The following is a 20,009-nucleotide window of genomic DNA, read 5'->3' on the forward strand; positions in this document are numbered from 1 at the left end:
GTTCAGGGACCATGACCGAGCCCGCCCACGCCCCTTCGGAACAGCTGTCGACGGCAGCCGAGTTGACCGGTACGTCCCGGGCCGCCCAGGAGCGGCGGCTGCTCGGGCTCGTCGTAGAGGAGGCCGGGGCGGCGCTGCGCGAGGCGGGCCGGGACACCGGCGCGGAACTCGATACGTCCCTGCCGTTCCGGCAGTTGGGACTCGACTCGCTGGCCATCGTCGATCTGCAACGGCGGCTGTCCACCGCGACCGGCCTCGACCTGCCGGTGTCCATCGCCTTCGACCATCCCACCCCACGGGCGCTGGCCGGGCAGCTGCTGCGCGAACTGCTCGGCGACACGTCGGCGGAGGCCGTAACCCCGGACGGACACGACGAGGAGCGGGACCCGGGCGAGCCCGTCGCGATCGTCGGCATGGCCTGCCGCTACCCCGGCGGCATCACCTCCCCCGCCGGACTGTGGGACCTGGTCGCGGCAGGCGGCGACGCCATCGGCCCGCTGCCCGAGGACCGCGGCTGGGACGTGGCCGGACTGTACGACCCGGACCCGGACGCACCCGGTAAGACCTACGCCCGCGAGGGCGGGTTCCTCTACGGGGCGGCCGAGTTCGACGCCGACTTCTTCGGGATCAGCCCGCGCGAGGCCGCCGCGATGGAGCCGCAGCAGCGGCTCGCCCTGGAGACGTCGTGGGAGGCGCTGGAGCACGCGGGCATCGACCCGGCCGTACTGCGCGGCAGCGACGCCGGCGTGTTCGTCGGCGCCGAGCCCCAGGAGTACGGACCGCGCCTGCACCAGGCACCCGAGGGCTACGAAGGCCACCTGCTGACCGGTGGCGCCACCAGCGTCATCTCCGGCCGCATCGCCTACACCCTGGGCCTTCAGGGCCCGACCCTGACGGTCGACACGGCCTGCTCGGCGTCCCTGGTCGCCATCCACCTCGCGGCAGGCGCGCTGCGCTCGGGCGAGTGCTCGCTGGCGCTCGCGGGCGGCGTGGCCGTGATGTCGAGTCCGGGCACGTTCACCGCGTTCAGCAGGCAGCGGGGGCTCGCCCCGGACGGCCGCTGCAAGCCCTTCGCGGACGCGGCCGACGGCACCGGCTGGGCGGAGGGCGTCGGCTTCCTGGTCCTGGAGCGGCTCTCCGACGCACGGCGGGCCGGTCACCGGGTGCTCGCGGTACTGCGCGGCTCGGCCGTCAACCAGGACGGTGCGAGCAACGGCCTCACCGCCCCCAACGGCTCGGCACAGCGCCGCCTGATCCGGCGTGCCCTCGCCTCGGCGAGCCTGACCGGCGCCGACGTCGACGCGGTCGAGGCGCACGGTACCGGCACCCGGCTCGGCGACCCCATCGAGGCGGGCGCGCTGCTGGCGACGTACGGCCAGGACCGCCAGGAGCCGCTGTGGCTGGGCTCGGTCAAGTCGAACCTGGGCCACACCCAGGCGGCCGCCGGGGTCGCCGGGGTCATCAAGATGGTGCAGGCGCTGCGGCACGAGCTGCTGCCGCGCACGCTGCATGTGGACGCACCGTCCTCGCACGTGGACTGGTCGGCGGGCGCGGTGCGGCTGCTGACCGAGGCCCGTCCCTGGCCGACCGGGGAACGGGTGCGGCGCGCGGGCGTGTCGTCGTTCGGGATCAGCGGCACGAACGCGCATGTGATCGTGGAGGAGGCGCCCGCCGAGGAACCGGCCGCACCGGACGGGGCGCCGGCCCGGCCCGTCCTGCCGTGGATCCTTTCCGGCGGGACCGAGGAGGCACTGCGCGACCAGGCCGCACGGCTCGCCGCGCACCTGCGCGAACACCCGGCCCTCAGCGCCGGTTCCGTGGCCCTGGCGCTCGCGGGCCGTCCGGCACTCCCGCACCGCGCCGCCGTCGTGGCGGACGGCCGCGAAGGCCTGCTGTCCGGCCTGACGGCCGTCGCCCGCGGCGAAGCACCGTTGCGCGACGGCCCGACCGGCGGCCTGCTGGCGTTCCTTTTCACCGGCCAGGGCAGTCAGCGCATCGGCATGGGACGCGAACTGTACGCGGCGTACCCGGAGTTCGCGCGCGCCCTGGACGAGGTGTGCGCGGCGCTGGACCAGTACCTGGAACGCCCGCTGCTGGACGTCATGTTCGGCGAGGCGGACCTGTACGGCGGGGCCGGCACCGAACTGGACGAGACGCACTACACGCAGCCCGCTCTGTTCGCGCTGGAAGTCGCGCTGTTCCGGCTGCTCGAAGCCTGGGGGGTACGCCCGGACACGCTGGCCGGGCACTCCATCGGCGAGCTGGCGGCCGCCCACGTGGCCGGGCTGTGGTCGCTGGAGGACGCGGCGCTCATCGTGTCCGCGCGTGGCCGTCTGATGCAGGGGCTTCCGGCGGGCGGTGCGATGGCCGCCGTACAGGCGACCGAGGACGAGGTCCTGCCGGTACTGCCCCAGGGCACGGGCATCGCCGCCGTCAACGGGCCGATGGCGGTGGTGGTTTCCGGACTCGAGGCAGGTGTGGAGGAGGTCGTGCGGCACTTCGATGCGGCCGGTCGCAGGACGAAGCGGCTCACCGTCAGCCACGCCTTCCACTCCCCGCTGATGGAGCCCATGCTGGCGGAGTTCCGTCAGTTCGCGCAGGTCCTGAACCCGATGCGGCCGACTCTGCCCATCGTGTCAACGCTGACCGGACGCGAGGTGTCGTACGACGAGCTGGCCGACCCCGAGTACTGGGTACGGCACGTCCGCGCGGCCGTGCGGTTCGCCGACGCCGTCCGCGCGCTGGAGGAGCACGGAGTCAGCACGTTCCTGGAGATCGGCCCGGACGCGGTACTCACCGCCATGGGCGCCGACTCGGTGACCGGGGGCCGACTGCTGGCCGCGCTGCGGCGCGGACACGACGAGCCGGGCTCGCTGGTCACCGCGGTCACCGCGCTGCACCTGCGCGGGGTACCGGTCGACCGGCGCGCGTTCCTGGGCACGGAGCAGGCCGCGGCCGACCTCCCCACCTATGCCTTCCAGCGCAGGCGCCACTGGCTCGACGCCCCGCACGACGCACCGGCGGATCCCGCCGCGCTCGGCGTCACGGACCCTGAACACCCTCTGCTGGGAGCCGCGTTGACGGAGGCGGGTGCCGAGCGGCTGGTGCTCACCGGACGGCTCTCCACGCGCACCCACCCGTGGCTGGCCGACCACGCGGTGGGCGGCACGGTCCTGCTCCCCGGCACCGCGTTCGTCGAACTCGCCGTGCACGCGGCCGGGCTGGCGGGCTGCGAGGCCGTCGAGGAACTCACGCTCCAGGCTCCGCTGACCCTGGAGGACGCCGAGACGGGCGTGGAGATCCAGCTCGCGGTGGCGGAGCCCGGCCCGGACGGCCGGCGCCCGCTCACCGTGCACTCCCGCACGGCCGACACGGAATGGAGCCAGCACGCCCAGGGCCTGCTGGCTCCGACCGCGACGGCTCCGGCCGACAGTGACGCCGTCTGGCCACCGCAGGGCGCCGTACCGCTCGACGTGAGCGACGCCTACACCCGCATGACCACCCGGGGATACGGCTACGGGCCCGCCTTCCAGGGCCTGCGGGCCGCCTGGCGGCGGGGCGACGAGCTGTACGCCGAGGTCGCCCTGCCCGACGGCGTGGACCCGGAGGGCTACGCCGTCCACCCGGCGCTCCTGGACGCCGCCCTGCACGTCATCGGGCTGGACGAGGACGCCGACGGCGCCGAACTCCCCTTCGCCTGGACCGATGTGGCGGTACAGGCCACCGGCGCGACCGTTCTGCGCGTGCACGTGTCCCCGGCCACCTCCGGAGTCCGCCTGCGTCTGACGGACCCGGCCGGTGCCACGGTCGCGACGGTCGGCCGGCTCGTGCTGCGGCCCGCCGCGGCGGGCGGCGGCTCCGGGCGAGCGGTGCCGCTGCACCGGGTCGAGTGGGCGCCGGTCACCGCGCGGGCGACCGAGCCGACCGGCGCGTACACCGTGCTGCGGGCCGCCACGGCGCCGGAACTGCTGCCACGGCTCCAGGCCCACCTCAGCGGTGACGGCATCGCCCTCGTACACACCCACGAGGCCACCACCGATCCCGAACAGGCCGCCATTCGCGGGCTGGTCCGGGCCGCCCAGACGGAACACCCCGGTCGGATCGTCATCCTCGACACCGCCGAGGCCGTCCCCGCCCACATACCTGCCGGTGAACCCGAACTGGCCTGCTCGGGAACCACCTTCAGCGCACCGCGCCTGGCCCGGGTGACGGTTCCGTCGGACGGCGTCCGGTGGACCACCTCGGGCACGGTCCTGATCACCGGTGGCACCGGCGGCCTGGGCGCGCTCACCGCACGCCACCTCGTCGCCATGCACGGGGTGCGCAGTGTGCTCCTCGTGGGGCGCCGCGGTCTCGACACACCGGGTGCCGACGAACTCGTATCCGATCTGCGCGAGTTGGGCGCCGAGGACGTGACGGTGGAGGCGTGCGACGTCTCCGACCGGGAGGCGGTGGCCCGGCTGCTCGACGGGCACCCCGGCATCACGGCCGTCGTCCACGCGGCTGGTGTGCTCGACGACGCCACCTTCGACAGCCTCACGCCGGAACGCCTGGAATCGGTATGGGCGCCCAAGGCACGGGCGGCACAGTACCTGCACGAACTGACCGCGGACCACGACCTCGACGCCTTCGTCCTCTACTCGTCGGCGGCCGCCACCTTCGACGCCCTCGGCCAGGCCAACTACGCAGCCGCCAACGCCTACCTGGACGCCCTCGCGGCGCAGCGGCGGGCGCACGGCCGGCCGGGGCTCTCCCTGGCCTGGGGCCTGTGGGACCCGGAGGCCGGGGGCATGGCGGCCGGACTCGCGCCCGCCGACCTGTCCCGCGCGGCACGGGCCGGAACACCCGCACACGGTGCGGCGACCGGACTGGCCATGCTGGACGCGGCGACCGCCCTCCCGGAGTCGTCGGCCCATGTCCTCGCGCTGCGCCTGGACCAGCAGGCCCTGACCCGGCGTGCCCGCACCGAGGAACTGCCCTCTGTACTGCGCGGCCTGGTCCGCACTCCGGCCCGCCGGGCCGCGGGCACGGACACGGCGACGGGCGGCGGCTCCCTCACCGACGACCTGGCGCGACTCGGGGCGGCCGACCGCGAGCGCCGACTGCTCACGCTCGTCCGCACGCACGTCGCCGCGGCACTCGGCCACGACGGCCCGGCGGCCGTCGACCCGGAGCGCGGCTTCGGCACCCTGGGCTTCGACTCCCTGGCGGCGGTCGACCTGCGCAACAAACTTGGCGCGGCGACCGGACTGCGGCTGCCGGCGACCTTGACGTTCGACTACCCGAACACGGTGGCCGTGGCTCGCTACCTGGACGAACAACTCGGCGGCGGGGCGGAGGCCCCGGGAGCCGCCGCGGCAGCGGCGGACCGTACGCCGGTCGGCGGAGACGACGATCCGGTCGTGATCGTGGGCATGGCGTGCCGCTACCCCGGCGGGGTGACTTCACCCGAGGACCTGTGGACGCTGCTCTCCGCGGGCGGCGACGCGGTGTCCGCGTTCCCGACCGACCGCGGCCCGCTCTGGCAGGAAGCCTACGACCCGGACCCGGAGGCCGTCGGCAGGACCTATGTCGACCAGGGTGCCTTCCTGGAGGGTGCGGCGGACTTCGACGCGGACTTCTTCGGGATCAGCCCGCGTGAGGCGCTGGCGACGGATCCGCAGCAGCGGGTGCTGCTCGAGACGTCGTGGGAGGCGTTCGAGCGGGCGGGCATCGATCCGGCGTCGCTGCGGGGCAGCGCCACCGGCGTCTTCGCCGGCGTCATGTACCACGACTTCGCCCCGCGTCTGCACGACGTCCCGGAGGAACTCGCCGGATACCTCGGCAACGGCGGACTCGGCAGCGTGGTGTCCGGTCGGGTGTCGTATGCGTTGGGTCTTGAGGGTCCGGCGGTGACGGTGGACACGGCGTGTTCGTCGTCGTTGGTGGCGGTGCATCTGGCGGCGCAGGCGTTGCGGGGTGGTGAGTGTTCGCTGGCCCTTGCGGGTGGTGTGACGGTGATGTCGACGCCGGACACGTTCGTGGACTTCAGTCGTCAGCGGGGTCTTGCGGCGGACGGTCGGTGCAAGCCGTTCGCGGAGGGTGCGGATGGTACGGGGTGGGGCGAGGGCGTGGGTGTCCTGGTCCTGGAGCGTTTGTCGGACGCGCGCAGGAACGGGCACCGGGTGCTGGCGGTGGTGCGTGGTTCGGCCGTCAACCAGGACGGTGCGAGCAGCCAGCTCACGGCACCGAACGGGCCCTCGCAGCAGCGCGTCATCAAGCAGGCGTTGTCGTCGGCGCGACTGACTCCGGCCGATGTCGATGTGGTGGAGGCGCACGGTACCGGTACCCGTCTGGGCGACCCGATCGAGGCGCAGGCGTTGCTGGCCACGTATGGGCAGGACCGGCAGGAGCCGTTGTGGCTGGGGTCGGTGAAGTCGAACCTGGGGCATACGCAGGCGGCGGCGGGCGTGGCCGGGATCATCAAGATGGTCTTGGCGATGCGGCACGAGGAATTGCCACGCACTCTGCATGTGGATGCGCCGTCGTCGCATGTGGACTGGTCTGCGGGTGCGGTGGAACTGCTCACCGAGGCCCGGGCGTGGGCGGTTGGGGAGCGTGTGCGGCGGGCGGGTGTCTCGTCGTTCGGTATCAGCGGGACGAACGCGCATGTGATCGTCGAGGAGGCCCCGGCCGGCGAACCGGCCGAGGCGGTCGAGGTCGCCGGGCTGCCGGTGGTGCCGTGGGTGGTGTCCGGCAAGACCGTGGAGGCGGTGCGTGGGCAGGCGGCACGGCTGCTCGGGCTGACCGCGTCCCGCCCCGAACTCGACCTCGCCGATGTGGGTCACTCCCTGGTCACTGGGCGGTCGTCGTTCGCGTACCGGGCGGGTGTGGTGTCCGGGGACCGGGACGGTCTGCTGGCGGGTCTGGAGGCGATCGCGGGCGGGAGTGTGGCTCCGGCGGTGGCCGGGGGCCAGTTGGCGTTCCTGTTCACGGGGCAGGGCAGCCAGCGGGCGGGGATGGGCCGGGAACTGTACGAGGCGTTCCCCGTTTTCGCCGCCGCGCTGGACGACATATGCGCGGTGCTTGACCGGCACCTCGAACGGCCTCTGAAGGAGGTCATGTTCGGTGGGGTGGGGTTGGACGAGACGGGGTTCACGCAGCCTGCTCTGTTCGCGCTGGAAGTCGCCCTGTTCAGGCTGCTCGAAGCCTGGGGTGTGCGCCCGGACGCACTGGCCGGGCACTCCATCGGTGAGCTGGCTGCCGCGCACGTCGCCGGGCTGTGGTCGTTGGAGGATGCGGCGGCTCTGGTTGCCGCGCGTGGCCGGCTGATGCAGGCGCTTCCGGCGGGTGGTGCGATGGCCGCTGTGCAGGCGACGGAGGACGAGGTGCTGCCGGTGCTGCCGGAGGGTACGGGCATCGCCGCCGTGAACGGGCCGGTGTCGGTGGTGGTTTCCGGTCCGGAGGCGGGTGTGGAGGAGGTCGTACGGCACTTCGCCGAGGCCGGTCGCAAGACGAAGCGGCTCGCGGTCAGTCACGCCTTCCACTCTCCGCTGATGGAGCCGATGCTCGCCGAGTTCGAGCAGATCGCCGCCCGGCTCACCTACCGGGAGCTGAAGTTCCCGTTCGTCTCGACGCTCACCGGCAAGGCGGTGTCGTACGACGACCTCTCCGACCCGACCTACTGGGTCAGGCACGTCCGTGAGGCGGTCCGGTTCGCCGACGCCGTGGCCACGCTGGACGGGCGCGGTGTGCGTACGTTCCTGGAGCTCGGCCCCGACGCGGTGCTCACCGCGATGGCCGCCGGCACGGGCACCGAGGCCACGCCGGTCGCGGGACTGCGCCGAGACCGCAACGAGCCCCGGGCCCTGGTCGAGGCGCTCACCCGACTCCCGGCCGTCGACTGGGCCGCCTACTTCGGGCCCGGCCGCACACCCGTCGACCTGCCCACCTACGCCTTCCAGCACGAGTCGTACTGGCTCGCCGCGACGCCCACGCGGGCGGGCAACCCCTCCGAGCTGGGGCAGTCGGACGCCGAGCACCCCTTGTTGAGTGCGGCGGTGGAACTGCCTGACTCGGATGGAGTGTTGTTCACCGGTCGACTGTCCCAGGCCACGCACCCCTGGCTGGCCGAGCACGCCGTGAACGGGACCGTCATCGTCCCGGGTGCCGCGCTCGTGGAGATCGCGATGCGGGCCGGAGACCAGGTCGGCCGGGGAACGGTTCGCGATCTGGCCCTGCATGCTCCCCTCGTCATGCCCGAGACCGGCACGGTCGCTCTCCGGGTACGCGTCGGCGAGGGCGACGAGCCCGCCGTCACCGTTCACTCACGCCCCGAGGGCGACGAGGAGAGCTGGACCCTGCACGCCGAAGGCGCCCTCTCGGCGGACGCCGTCGAGCCCGCCGCCGCGCTCGCCGCCTGGCCGCCGGCCGGTGCGGAACCCGTCGACGTCACCGGCCTCTACGGCGACCTGGCCGGGATGGGACTGGAGTACGGCCCCCTATTCCAAGGGCTCACGGCGGCCTGGCGCTCCGCCGACGGCACCGTGCACGCCGAGGTTGCCCTGCCCGAGAGCGCGGATCCCGGGGCGTTCGCCCTGCATCCCGCGCTGCTGGACGCGGCACTGCACACCCTCACCTACGCGGGTGCCGCCGAGAAGGCCGAGCTTCCCTTCTCCTGGAACGACGTGGCGGTTCACGCCTCGGGGGCGAAGGCCCTGCGGGTGAGTGTCACGGGTGAGGGGTCTGGCTACCGGCTTGATCTCGCCGACCTCACGGGCGCGCCCGTCGCCACGGTCACCGGCCTGGCCCTGCGCCCGCTGGCGGTGGATGCGAGTACGTCGGCGGTGCGTGACCTGTACCGGATCGACTGGAGCCCGGTCTCCGCACCGGCGACCGAGTCCACGGCCGCGTACACGGTCCTGCGGGCGGCGACGGCCGCCGAGCTGCTCCCGCAGCTCCAGACCCACCTCGACGGCGACGGACTGCTGCTCGTCCACACCCGGCAGGCGGACACCGACCCCGACCAGTCCGCCATCCGCGGCCTGATCCGGGCCGCCCAGGCCGAGCACCCCGACCGGATCGTCCTCCTCAACACCTCCACCGACACCTCCACCGACGCCTCCGACGGCATCCCCGCCCACATCCCGGCCAACGAACCCGAACTCAGCTACGACGACAGGGAGTTCCGGGCACCCCGCCTGACCCGGGAGACGTCAACCCCCAGTGCCACCACCCCCTGGCCCACCACCGGTACCACCCTCATCACCGGCGGCACCGGAGGACTCGGCGCGCTCACCGCACGCCACCTCGTCACCACCCACGGCGTACACAGCCTCCTGCTCACCAGCCGACGCGGCACCGACGCCCCCGGCGCCACCCAACTCACCACCGAACTCGGCGAACTGGGCGCCCACGTCGAAGTCGTCGCCTGCGACGTCTCCGACCGGACAGCCGTCGCCCGGCTGCTCGACACCCACTCGGACATCACCGCGATCGTCCACACCGCGGGCGTCCTCGACGACGCGACCGTCGAGCGTCTCACCGTGGACAGCCTGGCGACCGTGTGGGCGCCCAAGGTGGACGCGGCCCGGCATCTGCACGAGCTGACGGCCGGCCGGGAGCTGGGCGCCTTTGTTCTCTACTCCTCCACCGCGGCCACTTTCGACGGTACCGGGCAGGCCAACTACGCCGCCGCCAACGCCTATCTGGACGCTCTTGCGGCTCGGCGGCGGGCCGACGGGCTGCCGGGCGTATCGCTCGCCTGGGGCCTGTGGGCACCCGAGGTCGGCGGCATGGGCGCCGGGCTCACCGAGGCCGACGTGGAGCGGGTCGCTCGGACCGGGCCGCGGGCGCTGGGCCGGGAAGCGGGGCTCGCGCTGCTGGACGCGGCGCTCGAGAGCGGGCGGGCGCATCTGCTGCCGGTACCGTTCGACACGGCCGCCCTGGAGCGGCGGGCCCGGGACGGAGGGCTGCCCGCGATGCTGCGGGAACTCGTCCGGGGCCCGGGTGCCCGGCGTCGCGGTGTGGCGGCGGAAGTGCCGGACGCGGAGGGACTCAAGCAGCGACTGCTGCGACTGCCGGCCGGCGAACGGACGCCGCACGTACTCCAGTTGGTGCGGGCCCGGGTGGCGGCGGTGCTCGGGCACGCGTCGGAGGAAGCGGTCGATCCGCAGCGCGGCTTCGGCGGCCTCGGGTTCGACTCGCTGGCGGCGGTCGAGCTGCGCAACCAGCTCGCGCCGCTGACCGGGCTGCGGTTGCCCGCGACGCTCACGTTCGACTACCCGACCTCGCAGGCGCTCGCCGAGTACGTGCGCGAGCAGCTCGTGCCGGACGAGACCGGGCCTGCGGCGCTGCGCACGGTGGAGAGCGAGATCGCCACCCTGGAAGCGAGGTTGCTGGGAGTCGTGGGTCCCGAGGGACTCGACTCGGGTGATCACGCGCGGGTGGCCCAGACCCTGCGCACCCTCGCCTCCCGCTGGTCCGAGCTGCACGCCCCGAAGGGTGCCGGGGAGCCGGCCGCCGCCTCGCTGGCGGACGCCGACGCCGACCAGATCTTCGACATTCTCGACGGCGAGTTCGAGGGCATCGATATCGACTGACCCAGCCCGTTGGGCTGTTACTGCGATGAGGAGCACGATCATGGCCACCCGCAAGGAGACCGACCTGTGGCTGCTGGAGCGGCTCGTGCCAGGGGCCGGGGTCAACAATCTGTCCGTCACGTTCGATGTCGACGGGGTCGTCGAGCCCGCCGCGCTGGCACGGGCGCTGACGCTCGTGGTGCGGCGGCAGGAGATCCTGCGGACCGTCTTCCGGGCGACGGACTCCGAGCTGATCAGGAGTGTGCTCGCGCCCGACGCCGTGGCGGTCCCGGTGCCCGGTACCGTGCTGGAGGAGGCGGACGACGGCGACGTACAGGCCGCCGTGGAGCGGTTCGTCGGGGCGCCGTTCGCGCTCGACGGTTCGCTGCTGGTGCGCGGGGCGGTGTTCACGCGGGATGCCGACGGCGACGGCGGGACCGCATGCACGGTGAGTGTCGCGCTGCACCATCTCGTGTTCGACGCGATGTCGACCGTGTCCTTCCTGGGCGAGCTGCTGCATGCCCTCCAGGATCCGGAGGGGTACGACACGACCCCGGTGGCGGCGGCGGTTGAGCCCGAACCGGCAGCGGAGAGCGTCGAGTTCTGGCGCGAGCAGCTGCGTGGCTTCCGTGGTGGCGACGAGGCGGGCCTGTGGTTCGGGAACCCTCCCTCCGACACCCCGGATCTGGCGGGTGAGAGCACCTGGTACACGCTGTCCCGTCCGGCGCGGAGCGTGGTGCGGCGGCTGTGCCGTGAACTGCGTGCGCCGGAGGCGGTCATCCTGCTGTCCGCGTACTGTCTGCTGCTTTCGCGGCACGGCGCGGGCCGGGATCTGGTCGTCGGGTCGCCGGTGAGTGTGCGACCGGACGGGCACGAGTCGGCGATCGGCTATCACGTGAACGTGTTGCCTCTGCGTGTGCGGATCGATCCGGCGAAGCCGTTCAAGCGGCTGGTGAACCGGGTGCGTTCGGTGTTCCTGGAAGGGATCGGACACAGCGGGGTGCCGGCCGAGCTGGTGCTGGACGAGGTGCGGGACGCGGACGGCGGCGGAAGCTGGCGCAACTCGCTGTGCACGCATCTGTTCAACTACGTGCCCGGCGGCACGTCCGGGGACTTCGCCGTCTGCGGACTCCCGGCGCGGATGCGGGACGTGGAGAACGGCTTCAGCAAGTTCGACCTGGAGTTCTTCTTCATGCCCGAGGGCGAGGCGGAGGGCGAGGACGAGCTGCGGATCCGTGCCGTGTTCCGCACCCAGGTGTTCTCAGCGGCCGAAGTGGGCCTGCTGCTCGCCCGTTACGACGCGCTCCTGGTCCGCCTTGGTGAGGAACTATCCGGCCCTGTGGGTGAGTTGTCGGTCTGGAGCGACGCGGACCGGGCGGTGGTGGCGGGCGGCCACCGGAACGGGCTGCCTGCGGCGCTGCCGTACTCCCCCGCCGTCGCGCAGTTCTCCTCGTACACGCCGGGCGAGTGGTCGGCCGTACGCGCCCTGGTCGCGGCGCCCGACGGTAGTGAGCTGCCGGTGCGGGTGCGCGGTGAGCTGTGCCTCGCGGAGGCCGACGGCACGGTCCGGCGCACCGGGGAGCTGGCCCGCTGGCTGCCGGACGGGCGGCTCGAGCTGCTGGGCCGACTGGACCGGCGGGTGACCGTGCGGGGGTTCGCTTTCGGGCTGGACGAGGTGGACGCGGTGCTGCTGGCGCACGCCGAGGTGGCCGAAGCGGCGAGCGTGGCGGTGGCGGGTCGTGTGGTGTCGTTCGTGGCTCCCACGGGCGGCGGTCCCGCCGAGGGCCTGGCCGAGCGGCTCCTGAAGCAGATTCGGGTGTCACTGCCGGCCGCCGCGGAGCCGGACCGGGTGGTCGTGGTGGACGCGTTGCCCTCGGTGGGCGGCCGGCCGGACCTGGAGGGGTTGCGTCTGCGCGCGGAGGCTCTGACCGGTCGCGATCAGCCTCCGGCCACGGCGACCGCCGTCGACACCGACGAACTCACCGATCAGCTCATCGTCCTGTGGCGGGAGTTCCTCAAGCGCGAGGATCTGAAGGCGGGCTCCGGCTTCTTCTCGCACGGCGGTCACTCGCTGCTCGGCGTACAGCTGCTCCAGCGCATCAAGCGGACGACGGATGTGAAGGTGCGCATCCGTCTCGCGGATCTCTTCGCGCATCCGACCCCGCGCGGGCTGGCGGGGTTCATCGCGGACAGGTCGGCGTAGACAGCCGGCCGCACGGCACGAACGCGAAGGGGGACCGGGCGCTGCCCGGTCCCCCTTCGGCCGTTCCTCCGCAGAGCCTTCGTCGCTCGTGCGCGCTCAGCCCACCTCCGCCAGCCACTGCCGCATGACCTGTTCGAAGCGTTCCGGTTCCTCCACGTGGGGCATGTGGCTGGAGTGCTCGAACAGTTCCCAGCGGGAGCGGGGAATGTGGTCGAGGAAGGGGCGGATGGTGGGTTCGGTGGCCTCGTCGTGGGCGCCGGTGATGACCAGCGTGGGGACGTCGATCGCGGGGAGTCGGTCGACGACGGTCCAGTCCTTGAGGGTGCCGATGACGTGGAAGTCGGCGGGGCCGTTCATGGTGCCGTAGACGGTGGGGTCGCTCTGGAGGGCGAGGAGCGTGTCGGCGACCTCGGGGGGCAGCGGGCGGGCGCGGCACAGGTGGCGTTCGTAGAAGGCGAGGACGGCGCGCTGGTAGTCGGGGTGGGCGTAGTCGCCGGTGGCCTCGTGGCGGCGGAGGGTGTCGCGGACGTCGGGGGGCAGCTGGTCCTTGAGGCGCTCGCACTCGGCGCGCCACAGGGGCATGGAGGCGGGCGAGTTGGCGATGACGAGGCCCTTCAGGCCGGGCGGGCGGCGCACCGCGTGTTCCGCGCCGAGCATGCCGCCCCAGGACTGGCCGAAGAGAAGGTAGTCGTCCGCGATGTCCAAGTGGGCCAGGAGCGTGTCCAGTTCGGCGAGGAACAGGTCCACGGTCCAGAAGTCGGCGCCCTTGTCGGGCAGTCGGGTGGACTGGCCGTTGCCGAGCTGGTCGTAGTGGATGACCGGGCGGCCGTCGGAGGCGAGTGCGGTCAGGCTCAGCAGGTAGTCGTGGACGGAGCCTGGACCGCCGTGCGCGACGACCAGGGGCGTACGCCCGCTGTGCAGGTCTCCGGTGACGCGGTACCAGGTGTGGTGGCCGCGGAAGGGAACGACGCCCTTGCGGCTGGGGGCCAGGAACATTTGGGAGTCCCTCTCTCGGTCCGGTGAGGGGCCGGACGTGTTCGACGTGCGGGCTGGGAATGTTCGGCGTTCGGGGCTGGACTGTTCGGCGTTCGGGGCTGGACATGTGAGTGGGCGCCGGCCATCTCGGCCGGCGCCCACTGTCAGGCATTCGTACGTCCGGGGCCGCTCAGGCCCGGGCCGCCTCGCGCCGGTAGCTCAGGACCACCGCGCCGGAGAACACCAGGGTCCACGCGGCGAGCACGGCCGCGCCGACCACCGCACGGGTGTCGTGCAGCAGGGCGCCGTGGCCGATGTCGGCGAGCCAGTAGCTGGGCATGATCTTGATGATGTCGACCAGCCAGTCCGGGAATCCGGTGGTCGGCAGGAGCAGACCGCCGAGGAAACCGAAGAGGATGATCAGGCCCTGGAGGTACATCTGCTGCTGCTCGGGCGCCACGTACAGGCCGATCACCAGGCCGAGGACAGCGCACGGCAGCGAGGCGATCCAGATGCCGAGGGTGATCTGGAGCCAGCCGGCCGCCGACATGTGCACGTCCTGGACGAGCCAGCCGAAGAGGGCCACGAACGCCGGGCCGGGCAGCGCCACGACCATCGCCACGAACACCTTGGTCAGCAGGTAGGTGCGCGGCAGCAGCGGAGTGAGGCGCAGTTGCCGGTGCCAGCCGATCTGCCGCTCGTGCGCGACCCGGGCGGTGGTGTGCATGGACGAGGTGAACGCGCTGTAGGCGGCCAGGCTGCACATCAGCCAGGCGCTGTAGGTGATGCCGTTCGAGTGCGGGATGGTCTGGTTCTTGTAGAGCATGCACTCGAGCAGGTACATCACGACGGGCACGACGAACGCGAACACGATGAACCGCGGCCCGCGCATCATCCGCTTGATCTCGATGGCCAGGTAGCCGGTCATGCGGCCTCGTCCTCCGTGTTCCGCGTGTCGTCCTGGGAGGCGTCGTCGGAGGTCAGCGACAGGAACGCCTCCTCCAGGCCGGTGGCACTGATCTCGATGTCATGGGCTTCGGGGTACTGGGCGACGAGCGCGCGCACGGCGGCGTCGGAGTCGTCGCAGTGCAGCTCGGCCTGGCCGAGCCGGATGGTGGCCGAGGTGACACCGGGCAGCTTCCTCAGCACGGCGGCGGTCGCGCCCGGTACGGCGGCGCGCAGCATACGACCCGCGGTCAGGGCGCGGATCTCGGCGACGGTGCCGTCGGCCGCGATCTGTCCGGTGCGCATCAGGACGACGCGGTCGGCGAACTCCTCCGCCTCGTCCAGGTAGTGGGTCGCGAAGACGACCGTACGGCCGGTGTCGGTGAACTTCCGCATCGACTCCCAGAACTTGCGCCGGCTGCCCACGTCCATCGCGGAGGTCGGCTCGTCCAGGATGAGCAGCTGCGGGTTGCCGACCAGGGCGCAGGCGAACCGGGCGCGCTGACGCTGGCCGCCGGACAGCTTGGTGCCCCGCCGGTCGACGATGTCCTCGATGTTGGCGCGGCGCAGGACCTCGTCCATGGGCAGCGGGTCCTTGTACAGCGAGGAGATCATGCCGAGGGTCTCGCGGACGCTCAGGTCGTCGATGAGGGAGCCCTCCTGGAGGACGGCACTCGCCAGCCCCTCCCGTACGGCGAGGTACGGGACCTTGCCGAACACGGTGATGCTGCCCGCGGTCGGCTTGGACAGGCCGAGGATCATGTCGACGGTGGTGGACTTGCCGGCGCCGTTGGGGCCGAGCAGGGCGACCACCTCGCCGGGCGCGATGGTCAGGTCGATGCCTCGTACGGCCTTGACGTCGCCGTAGTCCTTGCGCAGTCCGGTGATGCGCAGGGCGGGCTCGGCGTCGGAGTCGTGGCGGGCACCGGTGACTGACGCCGGCTTCGGCTCGGCCTCGGCGTCCGGCTCGGCCTTGGTGTTGGTGGTGGCTTCGGGGGTGGTTTTCGCCTTGGCTTCCGGCTCGGTCTCGGCTGCCGGGTTCGCGGTCGTGGTCTTCGCGACCGTGGTCTTCGCAGCGATGGTTTTCTTCGCGGCCGTGGTCCGCTTGGCGGCGGCCGCCTTCTTGCGCGGCGCGGCCTTCTTGCGGGCGGCCGGCTTCGTCCCGGTGTCGGCGGCGGGGGTGGGGGGCGTGGTGGGGGTGGGGGACGCGGCCGTGACGGTGGTACCTCCCTCGTCCCGTGCGGTCCTGGTCTCTGGGGTCGTCGTCATCTCACATCCGGATCTGTCGGGAGAGGTCCTGCGGGGACAGCAGCGCGTCCAGGGCCTTCGCGGCGGCCTCGTCGCGCAGCAGGTTCATGTGCTCGCTGTTGAACCGGATCTCCCTGGCCACGACGCGGGCCGCTGTCTCCGGGTCGGTCGAGCGGAGGCGGTTGAGTCCGCTGAGCGGGCTCGCCGAGCTGAAGGCGACTGCCTTGTGCCAGTTCTCCATGGAGCCGAGATCACCCGCCGCGACGACATAGGCCACGAAAGCGGTGAAGGACTCGGTGAATTCGGCACGGCTCTCCGCGTCCAGATCCAACTCGTCGAAAGCGGGTTCGCTCACGTTTCGGAAAAGCCTGACGAGTTCGGTGCCGAGGACCCGGATGTCGTCGGTGTTCTCCAGTACGTGGTGCCCCTCGGTGTTGGCGGCCGAGATGGGTTCGGGTCCCACAATGGACTCGAAGAGGCTCAGGGACATGTGGAACTGCCAGTACAGCCCGAGCGGGTTGGCGAGTTCCGGGTCGAACAGAATGAGCTGTGGGGCGCTTTCCTGCCACTGGGTGAGGCGCTCGGCGAGCGCGGCCGCGTACACCGAGCCGGCGCAGAAGCCGAGGACCGCGCCCACCGGCCGACCGGACTCGCGCACGGAGTCGAACCAGCGGTCCAGATACTCCCGGCCTCCGGGCCCCACGTCGGTGGCGATGGCCTGCGGCATCGTCTCCCACACATTGTGGCGGCCGGCCGCGCTGAGCGAGAAGAGATCCGCGAAGCGGGCGTCGGGGCGGCCGGTGGCGGTGAAGTCGACGGCGAGTACGAGATCCTCCCGGCTGCTCCCGTCGATTTTCAACCACACATCGTTGCTGTCCACCGGCTGCCCCTTCCTGACTGGTCTGTCGCGTTCCCGGCTTGGCATCCCGCCGGTTTTGCCGGGCGGTCTCGATGGTAAAAGCGGCCTTGCCGGGTGAGAGCCCCTATGGCTACCCCTAAAGCCCCCTACGGGGCGGACTCGGCCAGCACGTCCTCAAGTTCTTCCGTCAAGTACTCGACGAGTTCTTCAGGGGTCCCGTATTCGTAGATCACCGCGGCGGGAAGTTTCAGGCCGAGCGCGGCGGTGAGCCGGTCACGGAATTCCACGGCGAGCAGCGAGGTGAATCCGAGGTCGAGGAAGTCGGTGTCCGGCTCGATGGCGTCGTCGGCGCCGGAGTGACCGAGCACCCCGGCGGTGACCTCGCGCACCAACTCGCCGAGCAGCACCGCGCGTCCGGCGTCGTCGGCAGCCCGCAGCGCCGCCAACCGCGTCTCGTGGTGGTCCGGTTCGGGCTCCGGCACGGTCACGGCCACTTCCACCACGTCCGAGCCGCCACCGGCGCGGCCCGCGGAGGCCAGCCAGTAGTGCTGGTGCTGGAATGCGTAGGTGGGGAGGTCGACGGGCGTGCGGCCGAGCCCGAAGTAGGCCGTCCAGTCGACGGAGGGCAGGCGGGTGAGTGCCTCGGTCAGGGCCTGGGGTTCGGTGCGGTCGCGGCGCAGGGTGGGAATCGCGCGGGGGTCGGCGGCCATCGCGGTCAGCACGGCGTCGGGGCCGAGCTCCAGGAACGTGCCGATGCCCTGCTCGTCGAGCGTGGCAACGGCGTCGGCGAAACGGACCGCCTCACGGACGTGCCGGACCCAATATGACGGGTCGGAGAGGTCGTCGTACGACACCGCGCTGCCGGTCAGGGTGGAGACGATCGGGATGTTCGTCTCGCTGTAGGTGAGTTCGGTGGCGATCTGCTCGAACTCGGCGAGCATCGGCTCCATCAGTGGGGAGTGGAAGGCGTGACTGACCGTGAGTCGCTTCGTCTTGCGACCGGCCTCGGCGAAGTGCCGTACGACCTCGTCGACGCCGGGTTCGGGGCCGGAGACGACCACGGCGGAGGGGCCGTTCACGGCGGCGATGCCCGTACCCTCCGGCAGCACCGGCAGGACCTCGTCCTCCGTCGCCTGCACGGCGGCCATCGCACCGCCCGCCGGAAGCTGCTGCATCAGCCGGCCACGCGCGGCAACGAGGGTGGCCGCGTCCTCCAGGGACCACAGCCCGGCGACGTGCGCGGCGGCGAGCTCACCGATGGAGTGCCCGGCCAGTGCGTCCGGGCGCACGCCCCAGGCTTCGAGCAGCCTGAACAAGGCGACTTCCAGCGCGAACAACGCAGGCTGCGTGAACCCGGTCTCGTCCAACCCCACCCCACCGAATATGACCTCCCTCAGAGGCCGTTCGAGGTGCCGGTCAAGCACCGCACACACGTCGTCCAGCACAGCCGCGAAAACAGGGAACGCCTCGTACAGCTCCCGGCCCATCCCCGCCCGCTGACTCCCCTGCCCCGTGAACAGGAACGCCAGCGGGCCCCCGGCCACTGCCGGAGCGACACTCCCGCCCGCGATCGCCTCCAGACCCGCCAGCAGACCGTCCCGGTCCCCGGACACCACACCCGCCCGGTGCGCGAAGGAGGTGCGCCGGGTGACGAGCGAGAAGCCCACGTCCGCCGGATCGAGTTCCGGCTGGAAGAGGACGAGTTCACGCAGCCGTGCCGCCTGGGCCCTCACCGCGGCAGCCGACCTGCCGGAGACGGTCCAGGGCACCACCGGCAGGGGCGTGGCAGGGATGACGGTCTGTTCCGGGTCTTCGGCGGGAGCCTCCTCGATGATGACGTGGACGTTGGTACCGCTGATGCCGAACGCGGAGACGGCCGCCCGGCGTGGGCGGTCCGCCGCGGGCCAGGGGCGGTTCTCGGTGAGAAGTTCCACCGAGCCGGCCGACCAGTCGACGTGCGGGGTAGGGGCGTCGATGTGCAGGGAGCGCGGCAGCACGCCGGCGCGCAGAGCCTGCACCATTTTGATGACGCCGGCCGCACCCGCCGCCGCCTGGGTATGGCCCAGATTCGATTTGACGGAGCCCAGCCACAGGGGCTCCGCACGGCTCTGGCCGTAGGTGGCGAGGAGGGCCTGTGCCTCGATCGGGTCGCCGAGAACGGTGCCGGTGCCGTGCGCCTCGACGGCGTCGACGTCGTCGGTGGAGAGGCCCGCGGAGGCGAGGGCGTCGAGAACGACCTGCTGCTGTGAGGGTCCGCTGGGCGCGGTGAGGCCGTTGCTGGCGCCGTCCTGGTTGATCGCCGAGCCCCGCACCACGGCGAGCACCCGGTGGCCGTTGCGCCGGGCGTCGGACAGCCGCTCCAGCACCAGCACACCCACGCCCTCCGACCAGCCGGTGCCGTCGGCGGCCTCGGCGAACGGCTTGCAGCGGCCGTCGGGCGCGAGCCCGCGTTGCCTGCTGAAGTCGATGAAGGTGTCCGGGGTGGCCATGACCGTGACTCCGCCCGCGAGGGCGAGCGAGCACTCCCCCGCCCGCAGCGCCTGTGCGGCCAGATGGAGGGTGACCAGGGAGGAGGAGCAGGCCGTGTCGACGGTGACGGCGGGGCCGGTCAGGCCGAGCGCGTAGGAGACACGTCCGGACAGGACGCTGCCCGCGGTGCCGGTGCCGAGGAATCCCTCCACGCCGTCGGGGAGGGCGGCGCGGTCCGAGCCGTAGTCGTGGTACATCACCCCCGCGTACACGCCGGTGCGCGATCCGCGGGCGGCGGTCGGGTCGATGCCCGCGTGCTCGAACGCCTCCCACGAGGTTTCCAGGAGCAGCCGCTGCTGCGGGTCCATGGCCAGGGCCTCGCGGGGGCTGATCCCGAAGAAGGCGGCGTCGAACTCGCCTGCCGCGTCGAGGAATCCACCTTCCTTGGCATAGCTCTTGCCGAGGGCGTTCGGGTCGGGGTCGTAGAGGTTGCCGGTGTCCCAGCCCCGGTCGTCGGGGAAGCCGCGCATGCCGTCGCCGCCACGCGCGACGAGCTGCCACAGGTCGTCGGGGGAGGCGATGCCGCCGGGGTAGCGGCAGGCCATGCCGACGATCGCGATGGGCTCGCGGGTGCGGGACTCCAGTTCCTCGACGCGGCGGCGGGCCTGCATCAGATCGGCGGTGGCCTTCTTGAGGTAGTCCCGCAGCTTCTGCTCACGGTCGCCGGAGGCGCCGGCGGGTGCGGTGGTTG

At 72.3% G+C, this 20,009-nt stretch carries 6 protein-coding genes and 1 pseudogene; 2 read left to right on the plus strand and 5 right to left on the minus strand.

The annotated features are described in order from the left end of the window. Nucleotides 1-11 precede the first annotated feature (11 nt). Nucleotides 12-10,580 (plus strand): SDR family NAD(P)-dependent oxidoreductase, encoded by a 10,569-nt coding sequence (locus tag ACIPK3_RS14015; RefSeq protein ID WP_402569349.1) that lies wholly within the window; start codon nt 12-14, stop codon nt 10,578-10,580. A 40-nt stretch (nt 10,581-10,620) separates the two neighbouring features. Beyond that, on the plus strand, nt 10,621-12,762 hold the full coding sequence (locus ACIPK3_RS14020; RefSeq protein WP_402569351.1) for a condensation domain-containing protein: 2,142 nt from the start codon (nt 10,621-10,623) through the stop codon (nt 12,760-12,762). A gap of 96 nt (nt 12,763-12,858) precedes the next feature. Here ACIPK3_RS14020 and ACIPK3_RS14025 read toward each other — a convergent pair whose 3' ends face one another. The 5 genes and pseudogenes from ACIPK3_RS14025 to ACIPK3_RS14045 form a co-directional block, all read right to left on the minus strand. Further along, nucleotides 12,859-13,758 (minus strand): proline iminopeptidase-family hydrolase, encoded by a 900-nt coding sequence (locus ACIPK3_RS14025; RefSeq protein WP_402569353.1) that lies wholly within the window; start codon nt 13,756-13,758, stop codon nt 12,859-12,861. A gap of 169 nt (nt 13,759-13,927) precedes the next feature. Then, nucleotides 13,928-14,665, minus strand: coding sequence for an ABC transporter permease (locus ACIPK3_RS14030; protein WP_402569354.1), 738 nt, complete (start codon nt 14,663-14,665; stop codon nt 13,928-13,930). Further along, nucleotides 14,662-15,951: an ABC transporter ATP-binding protein gene (locus ACIPK3_RS14035; RefSeq protein ID WP_402569355.1), complete on the minus strand. Its 1,290-nt coding sequence runs from the start codon at nt 15,949-15,951 to the stop codon at nt 14,662-14,664. The genes ACIPK3_RS14030 and ACIPK3_RS14035 overlap by 4 nt, the downstream gene beginning before the upstream one ends. A 1-nt stretch (nt 15,952) precedes the next feature. Beyond that, nucleotides 15,953-16,810, minus strand: a complete 858-nt coding sequence (locus tag ACIPK3_RS14040; protein WP_402569356.1) for a hypothetical protein — start codon at nt 16,808-16,810, stop codon at nt 15,953-15,955. A gap of 155 nt (nt 16,811-16,965) precedes the next feature. Beyond that, nucleotides 16,966-19,941 (minus strand): annotated as a pseudogene (locus ACIPK3_RS14045) (type I polyketide synthase); the annotation flags it as partial. Nucleotides 19,942-20,009 lie beyond the last annotated feature (68 nt).

Source organism: Streptomyces sp. NPDC086787 (assembly GCF_044745865.1).
In the GTDB taxonomy this organism is placed as follows: Bacteria; Actinomycetota; Actinomycetes; order Streptomycetales; family Streptomycetaceae; genus Streptomyces.

Excerpts from the sequence above, each read along its gene's own strand:
- ACIPK3_RS14030 (WP_402569354.1), bottom strand. The coding sequence starts at position 14,665 with ATGACCGGCTACCTGGCCATCGAGATCAAGCGGATGATGCGCGGGCCG.
- ACIPK3_RS14015 (WP_402569349.1), top strand. The coding sequence starts at position 12 with ATGACCGAGCCCGCCCACGCCCCTTCGGAACAGCTGTCGACGGCAGCC.
- ACIPK3_RS14035 (WP_402569355.1), bottom strand. The coding sequence starts at position 15,951 with ATGACGACGACCCCAGAGACCAGGACCGCACGGGACGAGGGAGGTACC.
- ACIPK3_RS14020 (WP_402569351.1), top strand. The coding sequence starts at position 10,621 with ATGGCCACCCGCAAGGAGACCGACCTGTGGCTGCTGGAGCGGCTCGTG.
- ACIPK3_RS14025 (WP_402569353.1), bottom strand. The coding sequence starts at position 13,758 with ATGTTCCTGGCCCCCAGCCGCAAGGGCGTCGTTCCCTTCCGCGGCCAC.